This window comes from Nocardia sp. NPDC051463, from assembly GCF_040681975.1.
Lineage (GTDB): Bacteria > Actinomycetota > Actinomycetes > Mycobacteriales > Mycobacteriaceae > Nocardia.
The window spans coordinates 303,193-327,688 of record NZ_JBFBAB010000001.1 but is presented as its reverse complement, the minus strand read 5'-3'; the positions used below and the strand labels follow the sequence as shown (position 1 = coordinate 327,688).

The following is a 24,496-nucleotide window of genomic DNA, read 5'->3' as shown; positions in this document are numbered from 1 at the left end:
CCACCGACCACGCCGCCGCACCGGCGAGCAGTCCATTGTCCGCGGCGACCCGGTCGCTCCCGAGGAGGTTCGGCTGTTGTCCGACGGGTCACGTGTGGTGCATGATGCGGTCGAGTTCGGTGTAGGCGATCCGGGCAGCCCATACGCGCGCGCGTTCGAGCTCACCCGCAGTGAGCGGGCCGGTCGTGTGTTCGACCAGGAAGTCCATGGGCTGGTCTGCGAGGGAATAGCCCAAGCGCCGCAGCCGTTTTCCGATGCCGCGTGCGGCCGATCCCGGCAGCCACGAAGGTTTGGCCATCTTGGTGCCGAATGCCGCGGCGCGGTGACCCGGCGGGACCGGTAGTGCTGCGTCGAGCCATTCCCGGACGCCGATGTCGGTCGCGATGGGCGCGTCGGTGTGTCTGGCGGCGTCGCTGCGAGTCTGCGGGCGGCTGAGCCCGAACGTGTGGGTGGGTCCGCCGACCACGAGCAAGTTCACTGTCGGAGCGGGACACTCGGCTGCGGCGGCCACGTTCACCACTTCTACGTCGGCGTGCTCGCGCAGCCCTTGCGCTATAAACTCTGCGACCGCCGAGGTGTTGCCGAACATCGACTCGTAGACAACGAGTGCACGCATCGTTTTCTCCTCTGTGCTGTGCACTGTGGGGATTTTGACGCTATGGGGGCCGGACGGGAGGCATAGAGCCGAACCGACACTTGCCGTGGGACCTTCGCCCCATTGCCGAGAAACCCTCGCCAGTAGTCGACTCCGATTCGGGCCGCTGCCCCGCGACTGATGGGCAATGCTGAATCGATGCTGGTCGGCATCCGGTGCCTCGCTGCGCCTACTCCGTCAGCGCACATTGCTGGTGGTTGGTGTGTAGCCGAGAGCGACGGCGACTCGGCGAAATCAAATCTGCACATCCGTCGAGCTCTCGTGCGGAGGTACGGTCGATCGCCGATCGAGAGTCAAAGTCGGCTGGTTGGACTGGTGCGTACCTCGGGGAGGAGGGCGTCGACGGTTGCGCGCTCGAACACTGCACTACCGGGCAGCATGACGGTGGCCGCGGCGGCGGCCACCCCGTACTCGCAGGCGTGAACGCAACTGCTGCCTTGGACCAGCTGATAGGTCACAGCGGCGACCAAACTGTCGCCCGCGCAGGCATCACTGCGAGGCGGCCTCGGTAGCGGCGGCGCGGATATCTCGTAGTGCGTGTTCTGGTCGGAGCACACGGCACCGAGTCCACCGACCGTGGTGACCGCGTATTCGGTTGCCCCGAGGTCGAGTAGACAGTCGTTGGCTGTGCGCGCATCGTTGAAGGCATCGATGGGCCTGCCGATGAGGTCGGCGGCTTCGCGTCGGTCGAGCCGAATCAGGAATACGGGCTCTTCCAGTATTTTCCGCAGCTGCATTCCGGTGATGTCGAGGATGATCGGGGTGCCGTAAGGGCGGATATGGTGGGCGACCTCGGCACAAAAATCGTCGCGGAGTCCGGGCGTGGCGCCGCCGGTGATCACGGCATAGGAGCAGTGTTGTGCCGCAACGACGATTTCTTCCACACATCGAATTTCTTCGATCTCGGTGAGTTCGGGACCCGGCGGCACGATGTGGTAACTGTGCCCTGTCCATTCCTCGGCGACAATGATCGCTTCGCGGGTATCGGACCCGATTTCGATCCGGCGATGGTCCATACCCTCCTCGTCCAGCAGATGGTCGAGCCGTCGGCCGACCTCACCGCCGGAGGTGTGCACTGCGGTAACCGAACCACCGAGCCTGTTGATGCAACGCGCGACGTTGATACCGCCGCCACCCCCTTGGACCGAGCACAACCGGGCGCGGTTCTTGCCACCACTGATCAGCCGCGGCACCTCGAGGGATATGTCCACGGTCGGGTTAAGCGTGACCGTCAATATCGTCGACACGTGGACTCGTTCGATGCGGGACATAGCTCAATCCTTCTCTGAGCAGGATCTGATGTGCGGGAGTGCGCAGAACGCGGTATCGAGCATCGAACTCTCCTGATACGGGGCTGTTCGAATCAGCGTCCTCGAATGCCGCAGACCCACTACAGTGCCGAAAGGACCCGCATGCGAGGCCATTGGTCGAATTCGATGCGAAGCAGAGGATGTCGTGGCCGGTCCAGCGGATGCTCTGGAGGAGCAAGGTCGCGCTAGGACAGTGGGGCAGACCAGCGCAGTACCGTACCGCCTTCGGGGCGGTTCTCGATGCTGAAGCTGCCACCGGCCTGTTCGGCTCGCGCCGCGAGATTTGCCAACCCACTGCGCCGGGCGATGTCATCGGGCACTCCGATGCCGTCATCGGTCACTTCGATGGTGACATCGTCGCGTACCCGAAGCTCGATCGACACGGTGGTCGCGTGCGCATGGCGCACCACATTACTGACGGCCTCGCGCAGGACCGCCTCGACGTCATCGGACAGCGGTGGCGCGAGCACTGTTACCGGACCGGCGAGTCGGACGGTGGTGCGCAACCCGCTGTCGGCGGTCATGTCGACGACGATGCCGTGCAGGTGTTTGCGGTACTTGGACGAATCCGCCGTGGTGTTGCTCTGCAGGTCGAAGATCGAATGCCGGATGTCCTGCACGATCGCCTGGACGTCGTCGATGGTCTCGCCGAGTCGGGACTTGATCTCGGGGGCCCTGGCTCGCTGCATCGTGCCCTGCAGCGATAGGCCGACCGCGAATAGTCGCTGGATGACGTGATCGTGCAGACCTCGCGCGATCCGGTCGCGGTCGGAGAGCACATCGAGTTCCCGCATCCGCTGTTGGGTATCGGCCAGTTGCAGGGCCAGCGCTGCCAGGTCGGCGATCGCGGCCATCATCGCCTGCGCCGCGGCGTCCAACTGCGCAGCGTCGGCGGGCCGCATGGCGGTGAGCACTCCGATGACCGAATTCCCGGCCCGCAGCGGAAGGATCAGTGCCGGACCGAATTTGGCGGCCGACTCGAACAGCGGATGGTGGACCAACATGTCGACGGCGATGGTGCGGCCGTGCCGGAACGCGTCGCCGGAATGCGATTGGTCCAGTGGGATCTGACGCCCGGGCAGCGTTTCGGCGTCGATGCCCGCCGCTGCGAGCACCACCAGTTCGGTCACCTCGTCGGTCGGGATATCGGGATCGAGGGGCAAGGCGATGAAGGTGCATGCCGACTCGGTCAGCGTCAGTGCCCGTTCGACGACCAGTTCGAGCACCTCGCTCGGTTCGCCGCCCGCCAGTAGTTCGGAGGCTACATCCCGGGTCGCCTCCAGCCATTGCTGGCGGATCCGGGACTGCCCGTAGAGCCGGGCGTTCTCGATGGCGATGCCCGCGGCCGCGGCGAGCGCCTGCACCACCACCTCGTCGTCTTCGGTGAACTCCAGTCCACCCGCTTTCTCGGTGAGGTAGAGGTTGCCGAACACCTCGTCGCGGACCTGTACCGGAACGCCGAGGAAGGTGTGCATCGGCGGATGGTGCTCCGGAAAGCCGACCGAAGAGGGGTGATCCGAAAGATTGGCCAGCCGAATGGGTTTCGGCTGTTCGATGAGCAGACCGAGGACGCCGTGACCGCGCGGCAGGTCGCCGATCATGACGCGGGTGCGGTCATCGATGCCCTCGTAGACGAATTCGGCGAGTTGGTTGCTGGTCGGGTCGGTCTCGCGGACACCGAGCGCGCCGTATTCCGCGTCAACCAATTCGATGGCGCTGTGCACGATGGTGCGCAGCGTGTTGTCGAGGTCCAGACCGGCGGTGACCACCAGCATGGCTTCCATCAGCCGGTCCATCCGGTCGCGCGCGTCGACGATCTGCGCGATGCGGTCCTGGACCTCGATCAGCAATTCACGCAGCCGCAGCTGGGCCAGGGTTTCTGTCACCGGCGGGCGCCCCTGCTGTCTCGCTCCGGGCGACTTGCGCTCCATGCCCAACATTCTTCCACGCCAGGACCGCCGACCGAGATATCCGCCGAGTAGAAGCGACCGGGGGTCGCTTATTCGTCCGGCTCCGGCTGGTTCAGCTTCGATACCAATACGGCGGCCTGTGTGCGGCGCTCGACGCCGAGTTTGGTCAACAGCCGCGAGACATAGTTCTTGACGGTCTTCTCGGCCAGGAACATGCGACTGGCGATCTGCCGGTTGGTCAGGCCCTCACCGAGCAACGACAGCAAGGTGCGTTCCTGATCGGTGAGGCTGGCCAGTGGTCCAGTTTTCGCCTCGGCCTCGGACCGGAGTTTGGCCATCAGCGCGGCCGCCGCCCGGTTGTCGAGCAGCGATTTACCCGCGCCGACCTCGCGGATCGCATCGATCAGCTCGAGGCCCTTGATGTCCTTGACCACATAGCCGCTCGCGCCGGCGAGAATCGCGTTGAGCATGGCCTGCTCATCGGTGAACGAGGTCAGGATCAGGCAGCGCAGTTTCGGATTCGCAGAGAGCAGCTCGCGGCAAAGTTCGATGCCGTTGCCGTCGGGCAGTCGGACGTCCAACACGATGACATCGGGGCGCAGCGCCGGGATCCGGGCGAGCGCTTGAGAGAAGGTGCCCGCCTCGCCGATCACCTCGAGATCGGATTCGAGTTCGATCAGGTCTCCGACACCGCGGCGGACGATTTCATGGTCATCGACCAAGAACACCTTGATCATGGATTTACGCCTCTCCGTCACGGATCTGACTCAGCGTACGGAGTGGTTCAGGCTCGGCGTATCGGAGTTGGACCCTAGCTGGAGGACCAAAGTCCCTTGATTCGTCGGCCGGTCCTGCTGCGCGGCTGAGGTGTCCCATTCTCCGCCGATCTGCCAGAGCCGGCACGCATCGGCGATATACCGCATCGCCGCCACCTGATCGGGGTGTGCTATCCGAGTTCGGCGGGTTGGTCGCGCAGCGCACCATACAGCGCGTGCCATCGGTTGAGCAGTGCACCCTGCGTCCCGAGATAGCGGACCGCGCCGGCGTTCGCGTGGAGGGCAGCCAGCACGTGGCCAGCGTCGACAGCTCGGTCGGCTGGCAGCCAGGGTGGCGAGAACGGCAGAGCCTGCGGCCCGCGTCCATCCGGCGCATGACGAGCACTGGTTCGCTCGGACCACCGAGAGGATCGCTCAGGTGTGCGACGCCGAGGTGCACGTTCAGCGCCATACGGTGATCGAGTTCGAGCTCCGTGCGCAGGATCGCTCGCGTAGCCAGTCGCGGCTGCGGCGTCCTTATCAAGGAGGTCGGCGAAGACCACGCCGACACCCGTCTGATCGAATCCTTTCGCAGGTTTTGGGCTCCCAGATTCGCGCGACGACCCGCTATCCGGTGATGGCCGAAGGTCGTTGATCGGCCGAGTCCTCCCTTGCGACCTCGGAATTCGGCGGTCGTCGATAGGCGGCCGAAGTCCACCGGGAAGGGGCCGTCCTGCTCTTACCGTCGGCGATGCGCCAGTGGGAATGTGGTGCGAAACAAGCCGAAGGAGGGCGACATGGACCACGGACTGCCCGACGACAACACTGTCAAGACAGCGCTGGGACTCGCGGTGCGGGCGCCGTCGGTGCACAACATTCAGCCGTGGAGGTGGCGGATCGGTGATCGTTCCATCCACCTCTATCTCGACCCGGCGCGCGCCCTGCCGTCGACTGATCCGGATCAGCGCGATCTCGTCCTGAGTTGTGGTGCGGCGCTACATCATCTGCGCGTCGCGCTAGCAGCACTGGGGTGGTCCGCGGTGGTGCATCGGCTGCCGAATCCGGTGGATCCGAACCACCTGGCCGCCATCGAACCGGTGCGTCATCGGCAGACACAGCTGGATGTGGCACTGAGCGCGGCGATTTCGACACGTCGGACCGACCGCAGACACTACAGCTCAGGGCCGATCTCACCCGGATACCTGGGGCTGCTCACCGAGCGGGCCGCCGCCCAGGGTGCGATCGTGCAGCATGCCGCCGATCGACTACGTGAAGTATTGGTGACTGTGATAGAGACCGCTGCCGACCGGTATGCCGCCGACCCGGAGTATCAGTTCCAGTCGGCGAACTGGACCGGTCGACGTAGCACGGCGGACGGTGTGACTGCCCGGAACATCCCGAGCGTTCGCCCCGGTGACGAACTGCCTGCTCGCGCGTCCGCCGCACCTCAGCTGACAGACGGCGCCCAGGAACCCGATTTCGCCGAGTTGCTGGTGATCGGCACATCAGCCGACGATCGACTCGCACAGCTGCGCGCGGGCGAGGCGATCAGCGCGGTACTGCTTACCGCCACCAATGTCGGCCTTGCCACCTGCCTGCTCACCGAACCGTTCGAGATTCCGGAGCTGCGCCGCAAGGTGCGCATCGGCGTCCTCGGCTCTGCCGCCTACCCGCAGGCGGTGCTGCGCATCGGCTGGGCGCCGACCAGCGCCGCGCGACTGCCGGCGACGGCTCGTCGAGCAGTGGACGGCGTACTGGATCCATACGAGGCGGTGTGCCGGCGCTGACGGGGTGCCTAGCGTCCACACGCCGGTTCGGCCGCCGACCGAATTCCGACCGGCCGGCGGCCGAAGCCACTTCTCCGAAGCCCGTTCGAGCCCATGTCGAGCTACGAAACAGGCCCGAGCCGACTGGATCCGAGTCGCTTGGCCGATCGGCGGCTAAACCGTTGCGGGGGAGCGTTTTACGACCGTCTCGAGGGCAGCGGCCAGACCGGCGCGGGCTTCCTGGGCGATCGGCTGTAAGGCGGGCTGGTGGGTGTGACTCACCAGGAGATCAGGGTCGACGGCTTCGACGACCGTGGCATCGTTCTCGGTGCGGACCACCACGTTACAAGGGAGGAGTAGACCGATCTGGCGGTGCAGCTCGAGCGCCCGGTGGGCGAGGGCCGGGTTGCAGGCACCGAGGATTAGGTAGTCCTCCATCTCGATGCCGAGCTTCGCGTGCAGCGTTGCGCGTACGTCGATTTCGGTCAGCACACCGAAACCCTGTTCGGCCAATGCCTCCCGCACTGTGGCGACGGTGTCGGCGAACAGGGTGGGCACCCGCGCGATGAGTTCGACCGGGGCGATCGGGATGCGGATCTCGGTCAGCAGATCGTGTGGGTCGACCACCTCGTCGGGGGCAACCAGGTACACCTCGGTCGACGGCCCCACCGGTTGGAACGACGAGGTACGCAACCAGTTTTCCAGCGCCCGGTACGCGTCGACGATGTGCTGATACTCGCCGCGATGGGTGACATGGGCGTAGCGACCCGGTTCGGTGCCACGCACCGTGACCTGGTCGCCGTTATCGCCGAGGGATCCCGCAGTTACCGGCAGACCGAAATCGACCTCGGTCGAGGAGCCGGAGCCGGAGCCGGAGCCCAGATAGGTTGTGGACGGCGGTCCGACCGGTGCCAGACCAGTGATAGCGGCCAGCTCGTAGAGTGCCTGCATGCCCGCGGCTACATCGTCGCCCGCACGGTCGGCGCGCACTGTGCGACGAAGTTCGAGCACCGTCTGAGGGCGCGCTTCATCGATCATGACGCGATAGTGCATCGTTGTATCCTCGGTCTCAGACCCGATGCGCGATGCGATCGAGTTCGGTGTGCGCCAAGTGTTCGGCCCACGCCCGCGCGCGTGGCAGCTCCCCCGACGCCAGTGGACCCGCGGTGCCCTCGACGTAGAAGTCCATGGGGTCGTCGGCGAGCTCATAGTTCAAGCGCCGCAGTCGTCTGCCGGCGCCGCGCGCGGCCGAGCCCGGCAACCAGGACGGCTTGGCGGCCTTCGTGCCGAACGCCGCGGCCCTGGATCCTCCGGGCACCGGCAGCGCCGCATCGAGCCACTCCCGGATCCCGGTGTCGGTCGCGACGGGGGCGTCGGTCTGGGTCGCGGCGTCGCGACGGGTCCGCGCGCGGCTCAATCCGAACGCGTGCGTCGGACCTCCGACCACCAGCAGATCGACCGTCGGCTCAGGCTTCTCCGCGGCGGCCGCCACGGTGAGCACCTCCACCTCGGAATGCTCACGCAAGCCGTCGGCGATCGCCTCGGCGATGGCCGCGGTGTTGCCGAACATCGATTCGTACACGACCCGTGCCCGCATTTCAGTCTCCTACTTTGCTTTGAACTGCGGAAATGCTGTGAAAATAGACGCTACGACCCGGCGGCGGCTCGAGACAGTGCCGAACCTACGTAGCCGGAGTGACCTTCGACCGTCGGCGATCACCGCCGGGGGGCGACGCCACGAACCAGCGCGCCGCCGAGCAACAACACGGCCCGGCCGAATGCCGCGCAGATCGGCTGCAGCCAGCTGAACTCGTGGACACCACCAGTTGCACCATGATCCAGGTGATGAGGGCCGGCCCCGGAACGGAGGCGGCTTGCGGTGTCCGTTCGTCATCGCGGGTCGCGAGCACGGCGATGCCGATCATCGGCACTCCGACGACGAGGGCGCGCATCGAACTCGCGAAGACCGAGCTGTGGAACGGGATCGGGCCGAGCGCTCCAGCGACGGCCCAAATCGCCACCAAGCCGGACAGCATGGCCAGTATGGCGCGGCGGCCGCCGATTCGGCGCAATGTCTTGTCGCCATGCCCCGGCTGTGCCGGAGTGCGAAGGGTGTACGGCAGGGTCTGATGTCGCCGATCCCCGGGGCAGTTGGTCGTGATCGGTGACTTTCGGCCGTCGGGTTCAGCTGCGCGGTGGACAATGCTGAAACAGTGTTGGCTCGTGCCCTTCCGGGGCTCCGGCAATTCTATGGCTACCAGCGGTCCTGGCTCCGGCCCGACATGGTCGCCGGCATCACCGTGGCCGCGTATCTCGTTCCGCAGGTCATGGCGTACGCGACCGTTGCCGGGCTGCCGCCGGTGGTGGGTCTATGGGCGACGATCGGGCCGTTGGCGGTGTACACGCTGCTGTCCACCTCGCGGCAGTTGTCGGTGGGACCGGAGTCGACGACCGCGCTGATGACGGCGGTGACGCTGGCGCCGCTCGCGGTGGGTGACGCGGATCGATACGCCGCGCTTGCGGCGGTGCTCGCCCTGCTGGTCGGTGGATTGTGCCTGATCGGGGCGATCGCCCGGCTCGGCGTGCTCGCCGATCTGCTGTCGAAACCAGTGCTCGTCGGATACCTTGCCGGTACCGCGGGCATCATGATCATCGGCCAACTCGGGCGGGTAACCGGCGTACCGGTCGACGGCGAATCCCTGGTGGCGCAAGTGCGTTCTTTCGCGGCACACCTGGACCGGTGGCATTGGGAGACCAGCGTGCTCGGCGCGGCGGTACTGATCGGACTGTTGGTGCTGGCCCGGCGCGCTCCCCGAGTGCCGGGACCGCTGCTCGCTGTGCTCGTCGCGACGGGTGTGGTCGCGCTGTTCTCCTTGCAGCGGTACGGCATTCGGGTGGTCGGGCCGATACCGGCGGGGATCCCGGTGCCGGGACTGTCCGGGGTGCCCGCTGAGGAAGTGGGGCGACTGATCCTGCCCGCCGTCGGCATCGCCGTGGTCGGATTCTCCGATAATGCCCTCACGGCAAGGGCTTTCGCGGCCAAGCACGGCGAACAGGTGGCGGTGAACACCGAACTCGCCGCGCTCGGCGCGACGAATATCGCCTCCGGTCTGATGCATGGTCTGCCGGTGAGCTGCAGCGGCAGCCGAACCAGCATCGCGGACGCCATGGGCGCGCGCACCCAGCTGTATTCCGTCGTCACACTGGCCGGTATCGTCGCGGTGCTGTTCGGTGCGCGCGCCATCCTGTCGGGTTTCCCGACGGCCGCGCTGGGCGCGTTGGTGATCTACGCGGCGCTGCGCCTGATCGATCTGGCCGAGTTCCGGCGCATCGCCCGATTCCGGCGCAGTGAGCTGGTGCTTGCGCTGGGCACCGTCGCGGCTGTGCTCGCGCTCGGTGTGCTCTATGGCGTATTGGTGGCGATCGCGCTGTCGATTTTCGATCTGCTGCGCCGGATCGCCCGCGCGCACGACGCCATCCTGGGTTTCGTCCCCGGGCTCGCGGGCATGCACGACGTGGACGACTATCCGGACGCGAAACCCGTTCCCGGATTGGTGATCTACCGCTACGACGCACCCCTGTGCTTCGCCAACGCCGAGGACTTCCGTCGCAGGGCCCTTGGCGCGGTGTGCGCGTGGGCCGAGGAGGGCGGAGTGCCTGTGCGGTGGTTCGTGCTCAACGCGGAGGCCAACGTGGAGGTCGACCTCACTGCATTGGATGCGGTCGAGCAGCTGCGCTCAGATCTGGCGGAGCAAGGCATCGTCTTCGCGATCGCCCGGGTCAAACAGGATCTGCGCGACGACCTCGACGCCTCCGGACTGACGGCGAGAATCGGTGAACGGCACCTGTATCCGACCCTGCCGACCGCGGTCGCGGCCTACCAGCAGGAGGTAGATATAGGGTCTGACGGCCCACCCTGCGAATGACCTTGGTCTCTGCCCGCGCCGCTGCCGAAGCGGGATGCTCTAAGCGATGGTGTCCCGGCCGTCGGAAGAGGTGACTGGCGATGTCGGAGAACGCGACGATCGCGCCACGCGACTGGTGGGTCCGAGTGGTCCACATCTGGTGGCTGCGGCCGTGGAATACGAATCCGCTGATGCGCGCCTCCGATCGGATAGAAGCGGCGGTGCGGATCATCGTGGTAGCCGCGGTGCTGACCGCGGTTCCGGTCGCGGGGGCGCTCGGGACCGCGGCCTACACCGCCGACGCGGCCCGGATTCGCGCCGAGCGCGAAACGAGAACGGTTGTTACGGCGGTGGTTACCGAGCAGCCCGCACGCACGTCGGAACACGACGTGCAGGCCGCGGTGCAATGGCTGGCGAACGGCCGGTCCGGCGCCGCGACCGTATCGGTCCCTCGCCTTGCCCGGTCCGGCGATCGGATCGCGGTATGGCTGGGCCCCGATGGTGCGCCGACCAGTCGGCCGCGGGATCCCGCCGCGGCGCCGATGACCGGGATCGGCGTTGGCGTCGTCCTGCTCGTCGGCGTGTGTTTCTGTGGAGGGTGTCTGGTCCAAGGCACCGCATGGCTGCTGGACCGGCGCCGTAGCGTCCGATGTGACCGGCAATGGCGACAGCTCACGCGATCGATCAACGAAGACCGGCAATGACATCGGTATCGAAAGGGCAGACCATGGCAGACGAACGCTCCTCCCGGACAGCACAACTCGACCCGCCGATCCTCGCGGCCGTCGACGGTTCGACGAGTTCCTATGCGGCTGTCGCCTGGGCTGCCGTCGACGCCACATTGCACCACCGCAAGCTGCACCTGCTCACGTCCATGGCGATCGAGACCCGCTTGGGACCGGGCCCGATGCTGTCCGAGGCGGACGTCGAATGGCTGCGCCGAGAGGCGGAGCGCATCGTCGCCGAAGCTACCCGCGTAGCCCGTACAGCCGCACCCGGCGGGGATCTCACCATTACCACCGAGATCACCTCCGGATTAGTCATCCCCACGCTGATCGAGCGTTCGGCGGAGGTCCGCATGCTGGTGGTCGGCAGCCGCGGCATCGGCGCGTTCCAGCGCGGTCTGCTCGGCTCGGTGAGTACCGCCGTCACCCGCCACGCCCACTGCCCGGTCGCGGTGATCCACGACATCTCGGCCGTCGATCCGGTCTCCGCGAGCCGCCCCGTCCTGGTCGGCGTCGACGGCACCGACAACAGCGTGCCCGCCATCGAACTCGCCTTCGAAGAAGCCTCCCGCCGTAAGGTCGGCCTGGTCGCTCTGCACGCCTGGAGCGATACGAGCGGACTGGATCTGCCCATCACGGGCTGGGAGACTGCCCAGCAGTCCGAACAGGCGCTGCTCGCCGAAGGTCTCGCGGGCTGGAGCGAACGCTATCCGGATGTCGAGGTCCGTCGAATCGTGGTCACCGACCGACCCGTGCACTCGCTGCTCGAGGAATCGGACAACGCCCAGCTGTTGATCGTCGGCAGCCACGGCCGCGGCGGATTCAACAGCATGCTGCTCGGCTCCACCAGCAATGCGCTGCTGCATGCGGCCGAGGTGCCGATGATCGTGGTTCGCGCGCACTGATGTCCGTGAAATGCCCTGTACGCCAGTCGATCTCGACGCCAATACTGGGTGGCTGGTGAAGGGGGCTCATGGTGACGCCGGTAACCGATCCGATCGAACGGGCGGCGGCGATGGATCTCACCGTGCTGGTCCCCGACCGGGCATCGTTGCGGATGAACATCGGCGCGATCCTGATCGCTGGGTTCGCCCAACGCGTGGTCGATTCACCTGGGAGCTGCGCAGGGGCGATGCCGGGACTTCGGACCGACTTGCCTACGGCACCGCGTGGATGCGTACCGCCTCGAGCTGGGTCGGGGTGCCGAGGACGATCAGGATAGTGCCGAGGTGGAGCTGGATTTCGTCGGTGGGGTTCGCGATGAACTGGCCGTTCGAGGTTCGAAGGGCCAGCACCAGCGCGCCGGTGGTCCGGCGCAAGGCACTGTCGGTCAAGGAGCGGCCGACCAGGGGTGACTCGGCGCTGATCGCGATCTCCTCGATCCGGTATTCGAGGGTGTCCTCGTGCATGACCACGTCGAGGAACTCGGCCACATTGGGTTGCAACGCGAATGCCGCCATCCGGCGACCTCCGATCAGCTGGGGGTTGACCGCCCGATTCGCCCCGGCGCGAAGCAGTTTGGATTTGGAGCCTTCGGTCCGCGCCCGCGCGATGATCACCAGATCTACGCTCAGTGATCTGCTCGACAGCGTCACGTATACGTTGTCGGCGTCATTGTCCAGTGCTGCGATCAAGGCGTGGGCGTGCTTGATGCCGGCCGCGTCGAGAACACTGTCGTCGGTGACATCGCCGATGATGTTCGCGAACTCGATGTCCTGCAATCGTTGTGGATCCCGATCGATGACCACGATCGTCTTACCGAGGCTGTTGAGGTACTGCGCGGTCGAGCGGCCCACTCGTCCCCAGCCGCACACGATGATATGCCCGCGCATCCGGTCTATCCGGCGGTTCATTCTTCTCCGCTCCAAATGGTGCCGCAGATGTCCTTCGATGAGGGCCTCCAGCAGGACCCCGAACAAATAGAAGACGGTGCCCGCGCCGACCAGGATGAGCACCATGGTGAACACCTGGCCCATCGGGGTGAGCGGATGGACCTCCCGGAAACCGACCGTCGTTATCGTCGTCACCGTCTGATAAAGCGCGTCGAGGAACCCGAATCCCAGAATCACATAGCCGACGGTGCCTGCCAGCGCCACAAGCACGAACGCCAGCACCACACGGCTGAGGCGACGCAAGGGGTTCACTCGACGATTGTGGCATCGGCCGGGGCTCTCGCCCAGGTGAAATGGCTCGCCGCCCCAAAATATGGTGATTGCGCCGCTGAATGACGGTCAGTCCCATCCTGCCGTAAGAGCCTGGTCGAGCAATAGGCGGCGTTCGGCGACGGCCACCGCGCGCCGGGCCGCTGGGGCGGCGTCCGGGGTGACGGAGATCGAGGTGATGCCCATGCGGACAAGACGTTCGGCGAACTCGGGATGGTTGGAGGGAGCCTGACCGCACAGCGAGGAAGTGATGCCGAGGTTGCGGGCAGTGGTGATGATGCGGCCGATGGCGTCCAGGACAGCCGGATCGGATTCGTCGAAGAGTTCTGCGCACTGTTCGGAGTCGCGATCGACGCCGAGCATCAGCTGGGTGAGGTCGTTGCTGCCTATGGAGACACCGTCGATGCCGAGACCGACGTATTCGGGCAGCCAGTGGATGACCGAGGGGACCTCGGCCATGACCCAGCGATGCAGGCCGCGCTGGCGGCCGAGGGGGCTGGCGTCGACGAGGCGCAGGCAGGCTTCGAGTTCCCAGCGGGTGCGGACGAAGGGGATCATCAAGTGCAGGTTGGGGGTTTGTTCGCGGACTCGGGCCAGCGCGGCCAATTCGAGGTTGAACATTTCGGGTTCGCGGATGTAGCGGTAGCAGCCGCGGTAGCCGATCATCGGGTTGTGTTCCACCGGTTCGTAGGTGGTGCCGCCGGTGAGTTCGCGGAATTCGTTGCTGCGCAGGTCGGTTGCGCGGTAGATGACCGGGCGTGGCGCGAAGGCGGTGGTGATCCGCAGCAGCGAATCGGCCATCGTGTCGACGAACCGTTTTTCCTCGCCGCGGGCGATGAGGTCGCGGGGGTGTCTGCCGCCGAGGGCCTGAGTCAGCAGGTTTTCCGCGCGGAGCAGACCGACGCCGTCGACGTCGGTCTTCGCGGCGCGTTCGGCCGCCTCGATAAGCCCGAGATTGACATAGACGTGGGTGGCGGTCGATTCGGTGGCGTTGGCTGCCGGTGCGGCGGCCGGGATCGCGGTCGTAGGTGTTTCCGGTTGTCCTGCGCGGACTTCGCCCGCGGAGCCGTCGACGGTGACAATGAGGCCGTCGGTGAGTGCGGTGGTCGCGGTGCGGGCGCCGACAATGCAGGGCACGCCGAGCTCGCGGGCGACGATGGCGGCGTGACATGTCATGCCGCCGCTGTCGGTGACTACGGCGGCGGCACGAGTCAGAGTGGGCAGCCAGTCCGGATTGGTCATCACCGCCACCAAAACCTCACCGTCGCGCAGGGATGACCCCTGGGCGGGGGAGGAGAGGATGCGGACGGCGCCGGTCGCGATGCCGGGCGCGGCGGCCAGACCGCGCACCAATACGGGTTGCGGCACTGCGGTCGACATCGGCTGGGGGCTGGGCTGGTCGGCGAGCGTGGTGATGGGCCGGGCCTGCACCAGCCACAGGGCTTCGTCGTCGAAGGCCCACTCCACGTCTTGTGGTTTGCCGCCGTGGTGTTGCTGAACGGCCAGCGCGAGCCGTGCGACGGCCGTTGCCTGCTTCTCGTCGAGTGCCGGTAGTTCCGCCTCGTCACCTGTCAGTTCCACCTGCCGGTCGCCGTCGGGACCGGCGACGATCGCGTAGGTCTGGTGTCCGGTGCGGGTTTCGAGCAGAGTGGGGCCGACCGCGTCGAACAGGTAGGTATCGGGTTCGGTCGCGCCGGACACCACGACCTCGCCCTGGCCGCGGGCGGATTCGATCACCACCCGGTCCCGGCGGCCGGTCGCGGGATCGGCGGTGAACGCGACGCCGGAGGTTCGTGCGGCCACCATGCGCTGCACCACCACGGCCATCACCGGGCGCGCGTGCATTCCGCGCCGGGCGCGATAGGTGACCACGCGCGGGGTGAACAGCGAGGCCCAGCAGTCGATTACGGTCTCGAGCAGCTTCGTGTCGCCGTGCACATTGGTGCGGGAAATGTTCATCCCGGCGAAGGAAGAGGTGGCGCTGTCCTCGCCGATCGCGGAGGAGCGGACCGCCACCGGAACCCGGTCGCCGAGTGCGTGATACGCGGTGAGGATCGCCTCGCGGACAGCTCCGTCGAGCACGGCCTTGTGCACGAGTTCGCGCATCTGACGGCACAATTCGGCCACCCGCGAGGTGTTCGCGCTCGATTCGAGTGCCTCGGTGTGCAGCCGATCCAGTTCCCGGCCGTCGGGGCCCTCGGTGATCACCTGCTCGTAGCATGCCCGCAGGATCGCGAACCCCGGTGGCACCGGCAGCCGCGCCGCCACCAGTTCGCCGAGGTTCGCGCCCTTGCCACCGGCTCGATCCCCATCGGTGAGACGGAGTTCCTCGAATCCGGCCACATAGTCGCCCATCGCGATTCCCATCACTGTGCGCTCGTTCGAAATCGGGTTGTCCTCAGCGTCACTCCGAGCCGACGCCGGTGACTACGGCCGAAGGTCCCGGTCACATATGGCATTGGGCTCCGGCGAATCATCAGGCATGCGCGACTACGCCGAACGAGGTCTTCGGTCCTCGTAGATAGTGACAATCGGTCCTCCGTCCCTCGAACTGCCGCTTAGCGGAACGCCTTTGGGCGCAACGGGTGGCCGGCGCCACGCGAAGCAGTATGCGAGCGGTTTTGCTCTCCTGCGCGCCCAACCCGCGGTCGGGGAGGTACGCCCGGTGGGCGCGTACACCCGGCGATGGCGCTGGACAGGGCTCGGCGGCGGCTCAACGCCCCCGCGGGCGTGTGTGGGCGATCCCTTCGGCAAGCAGGATCCGATGGGCCTCTTGCGCCGCCGAAGCGGTTCGCCGGTTACCGGATTCGTCGGTGGGCAGCCGCTCCAGCCCGTGGACGAGCGCGGCGACAGCATCTCCGAGCGCCCGGACCCGATACTCGAGCAGAACCAGCCGAGCGACCTCGGGCTCGTCGGAGGACGATGTCCGTTCAGGGGGCAATTCGTCGAGTTCGGCGCGGGCGCCGCACAGCACCCCGTAGAGCGGCATGGGCAGCACCGCGAACACCCGGTTCAGCTGGCCAGAGGAGAACAGGTCCGACAGCGCACTGGTGACCGCACCCGCGACCGGGCCGACCTCGCCGGGATCGACACCCGCGGCCTTGGCGAAATCCGTGACGAATTCGGTGAGACCGTGGTGCACCGGCACACGGCTCGGCACCCAGCCCTCGTAATAGACGCCACGCAGGACCTCGGGCAGCTGCGCGGACAGGTGTGCAGACCCGGTGACGCTGATCCGATCCCGGACGGTGTGCATCCATGCGCGCAGGGCGCGATAGGCGAAGCCGCGGTCATCGGTGTCGAGGCCGTCGGCAACCGCCCGCACCCACTCGTGCGCGGTATGCAGGGCGGTCGCGAACGGATCGTCTGAAGGCGGCATGGTGTCCTCCTTGGAATTCACCCTGTGCGAATCGGGGTGGCGCATCACCCAGCCTGCGACGACAACGGGCTCGGGCCAAGGGCCGAAGGTTGCCGGAGGGCGAGACGATGGTCCTGATGTTGATCCAACCTAGCGACCATTCGCCAGGAACTGTCGTCGGCAATCAGGGGCCGAGGCAGGCATTAACGCTGGGGACGTCGCGCCGCGACATCGCACGGCGGTGCCGGATTCCGATAACCGTTACCGGTCGATCGTTCTGCCCGCGACGCCTGGCGTGCGATGTCGACATCCCTCCGGGAAAATGGACCTGGTCGGCAGTTGCGGATGCCCGGGATCCCGATCGGCACCGTTGTCTTCGCGCACGAGAGCGACAGCGCGCTCGAATCGAATTCTTGGCGCGCCTCCAGGTGGAATCATCGGATGCTCATAGCGCGGGTCGGTCCGGGTGCGCCACCATGACCGGGCAATGCGCATGCTGCACCAGCCAAGTGCTGGTCGAGCCGAGTAAGAGGCCCTGGAATCCGCCACGGCCGCGGCTGCCTACGACAACGAGTTGGGCCGATGTCGACCACTTGGCCAGATGCTCGCGCGGACCGGTAGCGAAGACCTTCCGGGTGACGATCACATTCGGATACTTTCCCTGCCAGCCCGCGAGGCGCTCGGCCAATAGCGCGTGCTCGGCGATCTCCAGGTCGACAATGGGGATTTCGAGATACTGGTGACCAGCGAACTGGCCCTCGTTCAGATCACTCCAGGCATGTATGACGACGAGTTCGGCCTTGCGTTCGGAGGCTTCCGCGAACGCGGCGGCGATGGCGGCCTCACCGACCGGGCTGCCGTCGACACCGACCACGACCGGTCCTGTGGTGCGGGTTCGCTGCCCGTTGCCGGTGTCGCGCACCACGACGATGCGGCCGTGTCCGTGGCTGGTGACCGCGAGCAGGGTCGACCCGAAGTGGGCGAGGGTGCCGACACCTGGCGTGGCGCCGATGGCGACGAGATGGGCGCTTTCGGACAGCGCGATCAGCAATTTCGCCGGATCCGCTTCGGAAAGTTCAGTAGTTATCTGCAGATTCAGGTCGATGTCGCTGGCCAGCCGCTGAGCCGAGGCGAGGACCTGCTCGCCGCGCGCGCGCATTCTGTCGCCGACCGTGGGCACCATCACGTCGTAGGCGCCGAGGAGCGAACGGGTAGCGGCGAGATCGAGGGCGTGCACGATATGTAATCGCCGTCCGCGCTGGGCAGCGGTTGCCGCGGCCCAGCGGACAGCGAGGTCGGCGGTTCCCGAGCCGTCGGTACCGACCACGACTGCTGCCGATGCCAGGTGGTGCGGATTCTCGTGCTGAACGGCCATGACAAATTCCCCTTCGAATTTCGACAATTCGGTGACTCGAACGGTAGAAAACGGGGGGACACCGGACTGCGTGCATTGGTCCTCGATCGGAGGGACGATGGGTGCCCCGACAGTCCATGACCGGATCTGGGGATGACCGTCGGCATTGCCAATGTGGGCTTCTGGCCGCCCTGTCCGGTGGTGCTGGCGGCATTCCCGAAATCCGATTCCTCGGCCTCGAAGTAGGCCACGGACGGGCCCAACGTCATCACCGCTGGTGACCTTTCGCATCTGCCGCATGGGTAGTCCGGCGCGAGACGATGAGGCAGTGGTAGCGGCCGTGGCCGACCCCGGTCACGGCGTCCACGCCGTCGAGATGGACCGGCTGCGATGACCGAATTGGGCCCGTTGGACTCGGGATTCATGGAACTAGAGGACACCGATCGGCACGTGAGTATCGGGATAGGGGCCGTGGCGATCGTCGCGGGCTCGCCGCCGACGCGCGCGGAGTTCGCCGGGGAACTGGCGAGGCGGCTGGCAGTGGATACGCGGCTGAGGCAAAAAGTGCGCAGGAGGCCCTGGGATCTCGCCGCGCCGGTCTGGGTGGATGATCGCGAATTCGATTTGGCGCACCACATTCGATGGATGGCGCTCCCGGAGCCCGGTGATGACGCGGCACTGTTCGAACTGGTGGCGACGGTCATGGAGGAGCGACTCGACCGCGACCATCCGTTGTGGCAATGCGTCATCATCGAACATCTCGCGAACGACCGCTGGGCAATGATCGTGAAGGCGCACCACAGCATGGTCGACGGCATATCGGGAATCCAGTTGTTCGAGCGGTTCTGCGACGAATCAGCGGCAACAGACCGTGCGCCGACGCAACCGCAGGCGCATGGAGCAACCGACTGGCGCGGCCTGATGGTGCAGGGCCTGCGGCTACCCTTCGACGCACCGCGGTTCGCGCTGAGTACCTTGCGTGCTGCGATTCCGCTGGTCGCGGCCGCCGTGCGACCCGCGCCCGACACTTCGCTGAACGGTCCGATCGGACGCCAGCGGCGATACGCGGCGGCGCGGACCCCGCTGAGCACCGTCCGGGAAATCGGCGCGACCTTCGGCGTGACCGTGAACGATGTCGCGCTCGCCGTCCTCACCGCCGCGTTCCGCACCCTGCTGCTACGCCGCGGCGAGGATCCCGAAACCGACCGACTGCGGATTCTCGCCCCGGTGTCGACACGCGCCGCGAATGCGAAAAACGTGCTCGACAACCGCGTTTCGGTGATGCTTCCGCTCTTGCCCGTCCAACTGGCCGATCCGGTGGATCAGTTGACCGCGGTGCACACACAGATGGCGCACCATAAGCAAGGCGGCGAGGCCTCGGCCGCGAACTCGTTCATTACGCTGGCCGGATTGCTGCCCTTCGCATCGGTGGCCTGGGCAGTCCGGCTCGCCTCCCGGTTCCCGCAGCACAGCATCGCGGGTCTGGCGACGAATGTGCCCGGCCCGAAACGCCGCCTGTATCTGCACGGCCGAGAGGTGCTGGAGATCCTGGCCTATGTCCCTATCGCGATGCGTCTGCGCACCGGCGTCGGCATCCTCAGCTACTGCGACCAACTGATGTACGGCATCACCGGCGACTACGACACCACACCCGATATCGAGGTGCTGGCCGCCGCCATCGAGGAGGCCACCGACCGCCTGCTCGAACGCGCCCGCGACGCGGCGCATCCGGCCTGAGAGAGGACCATATGCCCCGGCGGTCGGGCCACCGGACTCTGTGATGGCGGGCATCTCCTGGCGGATAGTCGAAGTACCGACCACCGCAGCGGGGCCGGCCCTACCCGATGCTACGGACTGGACCGCCGCGGTGGTCGTCCAACAGCCGCGACAGAGAGGTGCCGTCGATGATCCGAATGGATCGGCTGAGCAAGTCCTATGGCGACAAGCCGGCGTTGTCCGCGGTGACACTGCAGGTTCCCGCCGGAGTCGTCTTCGGCTATCTGGGTCCCAACGGTGCGGGCAAAACGACGACGATTCGAATCCTCGTCGGCCTCATGCGGCCGACCAGCGGATCGGCCAGCGTCTGTGGTGCGGATACGGTGCGCGATCGCGAGATCGCGCAACGCCACATCGGATATCTGCCGGGCCAATTCGTCGCCTACCCGGATATGACCGCGGACCAATATCTGAGGTATGTGGCCAATCTGCGCGGCGGCGTCGATCACAGCGTCCGCACTGTGCTGGCGAAGCGCCTCGACCTGGATGTCACCGACCGCATCGGTGCGATGTCACACGGCAACCGGCAGAAGGTCGGCATCGTGCAGGCCTTCATGTCCGAACCGGACCTACTCGTTCTGGACGAGCCGACAACCGGACTGGATCCGCTGGTACAGCGCGAATTCCTTGCCATGGTCCGCGAGGCCCGCGATGCGGGCCGCACGGTTTTCCTTTCCTCCCACGTGCTTTCGGAGGTGCAAGCGGTCGCCGACACGGTCGGGATGTTGCGTCGGGGGCGGCTGATCGAGGTCCGGTCGGTCACCGAGCTGACCAGTGCGGCTTCGCACCGGATCGACCTGCGCTTCGCCGGGAAGGTTCCGGACCTGGACGCGCTGCGGCGGATCGAGGGCGTGCGAGAGGTCCGGCGCAATGGCACCGCCGTCCATATCGAACTGGCGGGGTCGACCGCGGAACTGTTGAAGGCGATCGCACCATACGGCGTGGTCGACATCATCAGCAGGGAACCCGACCTGGAAGAAATCTTCCTCTCGTACTACGGACAGGCGTGAAGCGATGCTGCGCAATGTATACCTGAAGAGCTTGCGCGATCAGCGCCGTGGACTGCTCGGCTGGAGTATCGGCATCATCGCGCTCGTCCTGCTGGAATCGGCGCTGTGGCCATCGATTTCGGATATGGCAGGGCTGCGGGACTTCCTGAACAGCTATCCGGAACCGCTACGCAAGCTGTTCAATATGGACCAATTCGTCACCGGCACGGGCTTTCTGAACGCGGAACTGTTCAGCATGCTGCTGCCGATCCTCTTTCTCGTCTTCGCCATCGGACGCGGTGCGAAGGCGGTTGCGGGGGAAGAACAGAGCGGCACGCTGGAGGTACTTCTGATCACCCGCCTCTCTCCGGTTCGCCTGGCAGTCCAACAGGCGGCGGTCCTCGCCACGGTGGTGGTCGTGCTCGGGGCGGTGTTGTGCGGCTCGATCATCGCGTGCTCGGCGCTGTTCGGACTCGGCATCTCGACCGGGGCCGCGCTGACCGGCTCGTTGGCAATGGTGCTGCTGGGTATTGAATTCGGTTGGCTCGCTCTGGCGGTCGGCGCGGCGACGGGACGACGGATTGTCGCGCTCGGCACCGCATCGGTGTTCGCCGTCGCCGCCTACGTACTGTATGTCGCGAGCAAGATCGTCGAGAGCGTACGGCCATGGGGGCCGCTCTCGCCGTTCGATCAGGCGATCGAGGACGGTCCGCTCGGTGCGGGTCTCCCGGCGGCCTATGCGTGGTTGGTGCTGTCCGGTTCCGTGGTGCTGCTGGCGGCACTGCCCGTATTCAACCGGCGGGATATCGTCGCCGTCTGATCCGCGGCCGAACGAACCGACCGGCACATCGGGCACGAGGTCCGTGCCGGTCGAGGATATTCGGCTCTGTCTGCGGGTGAATTGTGGTGGCATGGGTGGACCGGAGTCGGGTACGTGAAGAAGTGGGTCGGTCGAGGACGGGCCCAGCGTAGTTCAGGGCCGGGTGATTTCGAGGATGTCCGATAGCGGTCGCCGCGGTGTCGGCGGCTGGTCGTCCGCCTCCGGGGCGGTGCCGACCCGGATGACGACCTGCGGCACTCCGGGGTGAGTGAGCATGCCCGCGAGGATCTTTCGGGTCGCGGGAAGTTCGGTGACGTGCGTCAGCGCGCAGGTGGACAGTCCGATTGCGGTGCATTCGAGCAGGACCGCCGATAGCGCCTCACCGGTGTGCAGCCACTGTGGGATCGACTCGCCGGGCGAACTCAGCACCAACAGCCGGGCCTTGTCCTCCATCTCGGCGCGGCGCATCGAATGCGGCGCGGAGGGGAAGGTGCGTCCCACGCTCACGCGCGAGAATTCCTCATCGGAGACGAGTGAACTCGTAGGGACACCTTCGGGGGTGTCGGCATGCCCCGCCCACCAGTGCAACTCGGTCTGGTAGCTCATGTCGTATCGACGCAGCGCCTTGGTCTGCTCGGACGCCGCCGCCAACTGTGGGCTGGCGCTGTCGTCGAGCACGTCGAATTCGAGTTCATGCGGCGTCACCAGCATGCGCGCGGCGTGCACGAGCTGGGGCCAATCGTGCGGTTCGCCCATCGGGAGTCGATCGGTGCGACGGCGTTCGATGGCGCGAGCGCGGGCGCGGATGCCCTCGGGCGGATCGGGCCACGGCCGGAAGTCGAGTGCCGCGAGATATTCGGGCCGCGTGGGCTCGGGCAGTCGCACCGTATCGGTGTGCCAGCCTTGGGCAGCCAAGGCGGTGCGGACGTGGTGCAGCATCGCGCCACAGCTGATCACGAGCTGGCGGCTCAGCGGATCGGCGGCGGTCAGCTGTCGGTCGGGATCACGGTACAGATTCAGCCGGACCCCGTCGAAAACCCAGCGCCACGGCTGTGTGTTGTGCACGGACGGGGCCCGACTGGCGAGTCGCAGCGCCGCCAGTATGGCTGGATGGTCCGGTACGGCGGGCGCGGAAGGAACACCGGTGCTGGTCATGATGCAAGCGTCGTCTTCACGACGGCCGCTCGGTACGGGCCTTACGCCTATTCTCGAGGGTCGATGGTCACCTGGGCGGCGGCTCGGGGCGCGGCGCGGCACGCGGGTGGTTACCTGGATCGGTGGTCAGCTGTTGGTCGCCTGGTGGGTCGTGTTGGTGCCGTGTCCACGCAAGGTCTCCAACCGGCTGACGTACTCGTCTCGGTCGATCTCGCCGCGGGCGAACCGCGCAGCGAGAAGTTGTTCCGCGGTAATGGATTCCGGGGTCGAGGGCCGACTGTCATGCGGCTGCGACGCGAACTTCACCAGCATCACGAAACCCGCGATCAGCAGTCCCCAGAACACCACCATCCAGATACTCATCCAGGCGTAGCCCCAACCGCTCAAACCGTGGTCGTACCAGAACATCATTGCTTGCCTTCTCCTCGACGTGGGTCGGGTGCGGCGCCCGAACCTCTGCTGTAGCCGATTCCAGGATGCGCCGCGGCAGAGCAGGACAGCAGGGGATAAACGCCCTGTTGGCGGGGCCGATGGTCAGCCATCGCGGCAGACAGATCGACGCCGTCGGCGCAGGGACGTTCGGCGGCGGTGCCGAATCCGACGATCGTCACCTCCGGCGGCGGGATGACCCGATCACCGAATAGGGGAATTGGCACCTGTGCCTGTGACTTTCGGCCCCTCCCGTTGGGAATCGGAGCGATGTCACAGTCGAAGTACACGAGCGACAAGGAGCGCCGATCGTGACTCCTGGCGAGAAGAATCCCTATCCTGTCCACCTTCGCGGAGACCTCGACGAACCGCTATCACGCTGGCTGTGGCTGGTGAAATGGCTGCTGGCGATTCCGCACTACATCATGCTGTTCTTTCTCTGGATCGCCTTCGTGGTGCTGACTATGGTCGCCGGATTCGCCATCCTGTTCACCAGGCGCTATCCGAGGGTGCTCTTCGACTTCAACGTCGGGGTGATCCGCTGGACGTGGCGGGTGCAGTTCTATTCGCACGCCGCGCTCGGCACCGATCGGTATCCGCCGTTCACGCTGCGCCCCACCAACTATCCGGCCGACTTCCAGGTCGACTATCCCGAACAGCTATCGCGTGGTCTGGTCCTGCTGAAGTGGTGGCTGCTCGCGATCCCGCAGTACCTGGTCGTGCTCGCCATGACCGGTGGTGGGGTGAACTTGGGCGACGACAATGGCAAAGGCGGCGGCACGGTGCCGCTACTCGGTGTGCTGGTGCTGATTGCGGCGGTGATTCTGCTGTTCACGGCGAAGTACCCGCCCAAATTGTTCGATTTCGTGATCGGCATCAACCGCTGGCTGTACCGCGTGCTGGCGTACGCGGCGCTGATGCGCGATGAGTACCCACCCTTCCGGCTCGATCAGGGGCCACGCGACATCGTCGATGTCACCGTGGCGTGACCTCGGAACGACACCTCCACAACGGCCACCGAAGGGTCATGTCGCAGAGTGAAACGCTTCGTCGTCACGGAGTCTGGTGCGCACGGCGCGTAGCGTGTCCTGTTCTGGTGTCCGGCAGTGGATTCGGGCCGAGGTGTGTGGCTGACCGCCGGGTGCGCTGTCGGCTTCGTCTACTGGTTCACCCTCCAGACGATGTACCGGATCGGCGCGCTGCGCCGGTACTGCGCGGTCGCCCGGGCGGCGCCGCTGGTGCTGCTGTCGCTGGTGTAGTTCGGCGGCTCGAATCGGCCGGCAGGAGAACTCCGGTCGATGGTCCTCACGTCAAGGGTCTTTCGGCACTGATGTGGTTGGTGCACTTGATGTTTGCATCGACATCAGGTGTGAGTGCCAGACGAGGAAATCGAAGAACGAGGTCAAATCGTCATGTGTTCGTCCGCA

22 protein-coding genes and 2 pseudogenes are annotated in these 24,496 nt (G+C 66.2%); 9 read left to right on the top strand and 15 right to left on the bottom strand.

The annotated features are described in order from the left end of the window. Window positions 1-88 precede the first annotated feature (88 nt). The 5 genes from AB0M74_RS01460 to AB0M74_RS01440 all read right to left on the bottom strand — a co-directional run bounded on the left by AB0M74_RS01460 (window position 89) and on the right by AB0M74_RS01440 (window position 4,944). Entirely contained in the window at window positions 89-616 is a 528-nt protein-coding gene (locus AB0M74_RS01460; RefSeq protein WP_364900353.1) for a hypothetical protein, read from the bottom strand. Window positions 617-948: 332 nt separating this feature from the next. Beyond that, entirely contained in the window at window positions 949-1,926 is a 978-nt protein-coding gene (locus AB0M74_RS01455; RefSeq protein ID WP_364900352.1) for a PfkB family carbohydrate kinase, read from the bottom strand. A gap of 224 nt (window positions 1,927-2,150) precedes the next feature. Beyond that, on the bottom strand, window positions 2,151-3,896 hold the full coding sequence (locus AB0M74_RS01450; RefSeq protein WP_364900350.1) for a GAF domain-containing protein: 1,746 nt from the start codon (window positions 3,894-3,896) through the stop codon (window positions 2,151-2,153). A 68-nt stretch (window positions 3,897-3,964) separates the two neighbouring features. Next, window positions 3,965-4,612, bottom strand: coding sequence for a response regulator transcription factor (locus AB0M74_RS01445; protein WP_364900348.1), 648 nt, complete (start codon window positions 4,610-4,612; stop codon window positions 3,965-3,967). A 209-nt stretch (window positions 4,613-4,821) separates the two neighbouring features. After that, window positions 4,822-4,944: a hypothetical protein gene (locus AB0M74_RS01440; protein ID WP_364900346.1), complete on the bottom strand. Its 123-nt coding sequence runs from the start codon at window positions 4,942-4,944 to the stop codon at window positions 4,822-4,824. 483 nt (window positions 4,945-5,427) lie between these two features. Between AB0M74_RS01440 and AB0M74_RS01435 the strand changes: the two genes are divergently transcribed. Beyond that, entirely contained in the window at window positions 5,428-6,417 is a 990-nt protein-coding gene (locus AB0M74_RS01435) for an NAD(P)H nitroreductase (RefSeq protein ID WP_364900344.1), read from the top strand. Window positions 6,418-6,570: 153 nt separating this feature from the next. On the opposite strand, the gene AB0M74_RS01430 is transcribed toward AB0M74_RS01435, so the two are convergent. From AB0M74_RS01430 to AB0M74_RS01420, 3 genes and pseudogenes are all read right to left on the bottom strand, one after another. Next, window positions 6,571-6,963, bottom strand: a complete 393-nt coding sequence (locus tag AB0M74_RS01430; protein WP_364901898.1) for a DUF302 domain-containing protein — start codon at window positions 6,961-6,963, stop codon at window positions 6,571-6,573. A gap of 27 nt (window positions 6,964-6,990) precedes the next feature. Further along, window positions 6,991-7,434 (bottom strand): annotated as a pseudogene (locus tag AB0M74_RS01425) (GyrI-like domain-containing protein); the annotation flags it as partial. A gap of 31 nt (window positions 7,435-7,465) precedes the next feature. After that, window positions 7,466-7,993, bottom strand: coding sequence for a flavodoxin family protein (locus AB0M74_RS01420; protein WP_364900342.1), 528 nt, complete (start codon window positions 7,991-7,993; stop codon window positions 7,466-7,468). A 616-nt stretch (window positions 7,994-8,609) separates the two neighbouring features. On the opposite strand from AB0M74_RS01420, the gene sulP reads away from it, so the two are divergent. The 3 genes from sulP to AB0M74_RS01405 all read left to right on the top strand — a co-directional run bounded on the left by sulP (window position 8,610) and on the right by AB0M74_RS01405 (window position 11,931). Beyond that, window positions 8,610-10,322: a sulfate permease gene (gene sulP, locus AB0M74_RS01415; protein WP_364900341.1), complete on the top strand. Its 1,713-nt coding sequence runs from the start codon at window positions 8,610-8,612 to the stop codon at window positions 10,320-10,322. 80 nt (window positions 10,323-10,402) lie between these two features. Beyond that, entirely contained in the window at window positions 10,403-11,005 is a 603-nt protein-coding gene (locus AB0M74_RS01410; protein WP_364900339.1) for a hypothetical protein, read from the top strand. Window positions 11,006-11,028: 23 nt separating this feature from the next. Next, window positions 11,029-11,931 carry a universal stress protein gene (locus tag AB0M74_RS01405; RefSeq protein WP_364900337.1) on the top strand — a complete coding sequence of 301 codons (903 nt, stop codon included), beginning with the start codon at window positions 11,029-11,031 and terminating at the stop codon, window positions 11,929-11,931. A gap of 252 nt (window positions 11,932-12,183) precedes the next feature. Here AB0M74_RS01405 and AB0M74_RS01400 read toward each other — a convergent pair whose 3' ends face one another. The 4 genes from AB0M74_RS01400 to AB0M74_RS01385 all read right to left on the bottom strand — a co-directional run bounded on the left by AB0M74_RS01400 (window position 12,184) and on the right by AB0M74_RS01385 (window position 17,921). After that, on the bottom strand, window positions 12,184-13,170 hold the full coding sequence (locus AB0M74_RS01400) for a potassium channel protein (protein WP_364900336.1): 987 nt from the start codon (window positions 13,168-13,170) through the stop codon (window positions 12,184-12,186). A gap of 87 nt (window positions 13,171-13,257) precedes the next feature. Continuing rightward, window positions 13,258-15,543 (bottom strand): phosphoenolpyruvate synthase, encoded by a 2,286-nt coding sequence (ppsA, locus tag AB0M74_RS01395; protein ID WP_364901896.1) that lies wholly within the window; start codon window positions 15,541-15,543, stop codon window positions 13,258-13,260. A 358-nt stretch (window positions 15,544-15,901) separates the two neighbouring features. Next, complete coding sequence (locus AB0M74_RS01390; RefSeq protein WP_364900335.1) at window positions 15,902-16,567, bottom strand: DUF2267 domain-containing protein; 666 nt, start codon at window positions 16,565-16,567, stop codon at window positions 15,902-15,904. 424 nt (window positions 16,568-16,991) lie between these two features. Further along, entirely contained in the window at window positions 16,992-17,921 is a 930-nt protein-coding gene (locus tag AB0M74_RS01385) for a universal stress protein (RefSeq protein ID WP_364900333.1), read from the bottom strand. Between the two features lie 369 nt (window positions 17,922-18,290). On the opposite strand from AB0M74_RS01385, the gene AB0M74_RS01380 reads away from it, so the two are divergent. The 3 genes from AB0M74_RS01380 to AB0M74_RS01370 all read left to right on the top strand — a co-directional run bounded on the left by AB0M74_RS01380 (window position 18,291) and on the right by AB0M74_RS01370 (window position 21,485). Then, entirely contained in the window at window positions 18,291-19,637 is a 1,347-nt protein-coding gene (locus AB0M74_RS01380) for a wax ester/triacylglycerol synthase family O-acyltransferase (protein WP_364900332.1), read from the top strand. Window positions 19,638-19,804: 167 nt separating this feature from the next. Then, window positions 19,805-20,686 carry an ABC transporter ATP-binding protein gene (locus AB0M74_RS01375; protein WP_364900330.1) on the top strand — a complete coding sequence of 294 codons (882 nt, stop codon included), beginning with the start codon at window positions 19,805-19,807 and terminating at the stop codon, window positions 20,684-20,686. Window positions 20,687-20,690: 4 nt separating this feature from the next. Continuing rightward, complete coding sequence (locus tag AB0M74_RS01370; RefSeq protein ID WP_364900328.1) at window positions 20,691-21,485, top strand: ABC transporter permease subunit; 795 nt, start codon at window positions 20,691-20,693, stop codon at window positions 21,483-21,485. Between the two features lie 153 nt (window positions 21,486-21,638). Here AB0M74_RS01370 and AB0M74_RS01365 read toward each other — a convergent pair whose 3' ends face one another. From AB0M74_RS01365 to AB0M74_RS01355, 3 genes are all read right to left on the bottom strand, one after another. Continuing rightward, entirely contained in the window at window positions 21,639-22,640 is a 1,002-nt protein-coding gene (locus tag AB0M74_RS01365) for a hypothetical protein (RefSeq protein ID WP_364900326.1), read from the bottom strand. A gap of 126 nt (window positions 22,641-22,766) precedes the next feature. Then, window positions 22,767-23,051 (bottom strand): SHOCT domain-containing protein, encoded by a 285-nt coding sequence (locus AB0M74_RS01360; RefSeq protein ID WP_364900325.1) that lies wholly within the window; start codon window positions 23,049-23,051, stop codon window positions 22,767-22,769. Then, on the bottom strand, window positions 23,048-23,296 hold the full coding sequence (locus tag AB0M74_RS01355; RefSeq protein WP_364900324.1) for a hypothetical protein: 249 nt from the start codon (window positions 23,294-23,296) through the stop codon (window positions 23,048-23,050). The genes AB0M74_RS01360 and AB0M74_RS01355 overlap by 4 nt, the downstream gene beginning before the upstream one ends. A gap of 126 nt (window positions 23,297-23,422) precedes the next feature. Here AB0M74_RS01355 and AB0M74_RS01350 point away from each other — a divergent pair. Together AB0M74_RS01350 and AB0M74_RS01345 are read left to right on the top strand one after the other, a co-directional pair. Further along, window positions 23,423-24,058 (top strand): annotated as a pseudogene (locus AB0M74_RS01350) (DUF4389 domain-containing protein); the annotation flags it as partial. Between the two features lie 117 nt (window positions 24,059-24,175). Beyond that, window positions 24,176-24,328: a hypothetical protein gene (locus tag AB0M74_RS01345; RefSeq protein WP_364900322.1), complete on the top strand. Its 153-nt coding sequence runs from the start codon at window positions 24,176-24,178 to the stop codon at window positions 24,326-24,328. Window positions 24,329-24,496 lie beyond the last annotated feature (168 nt).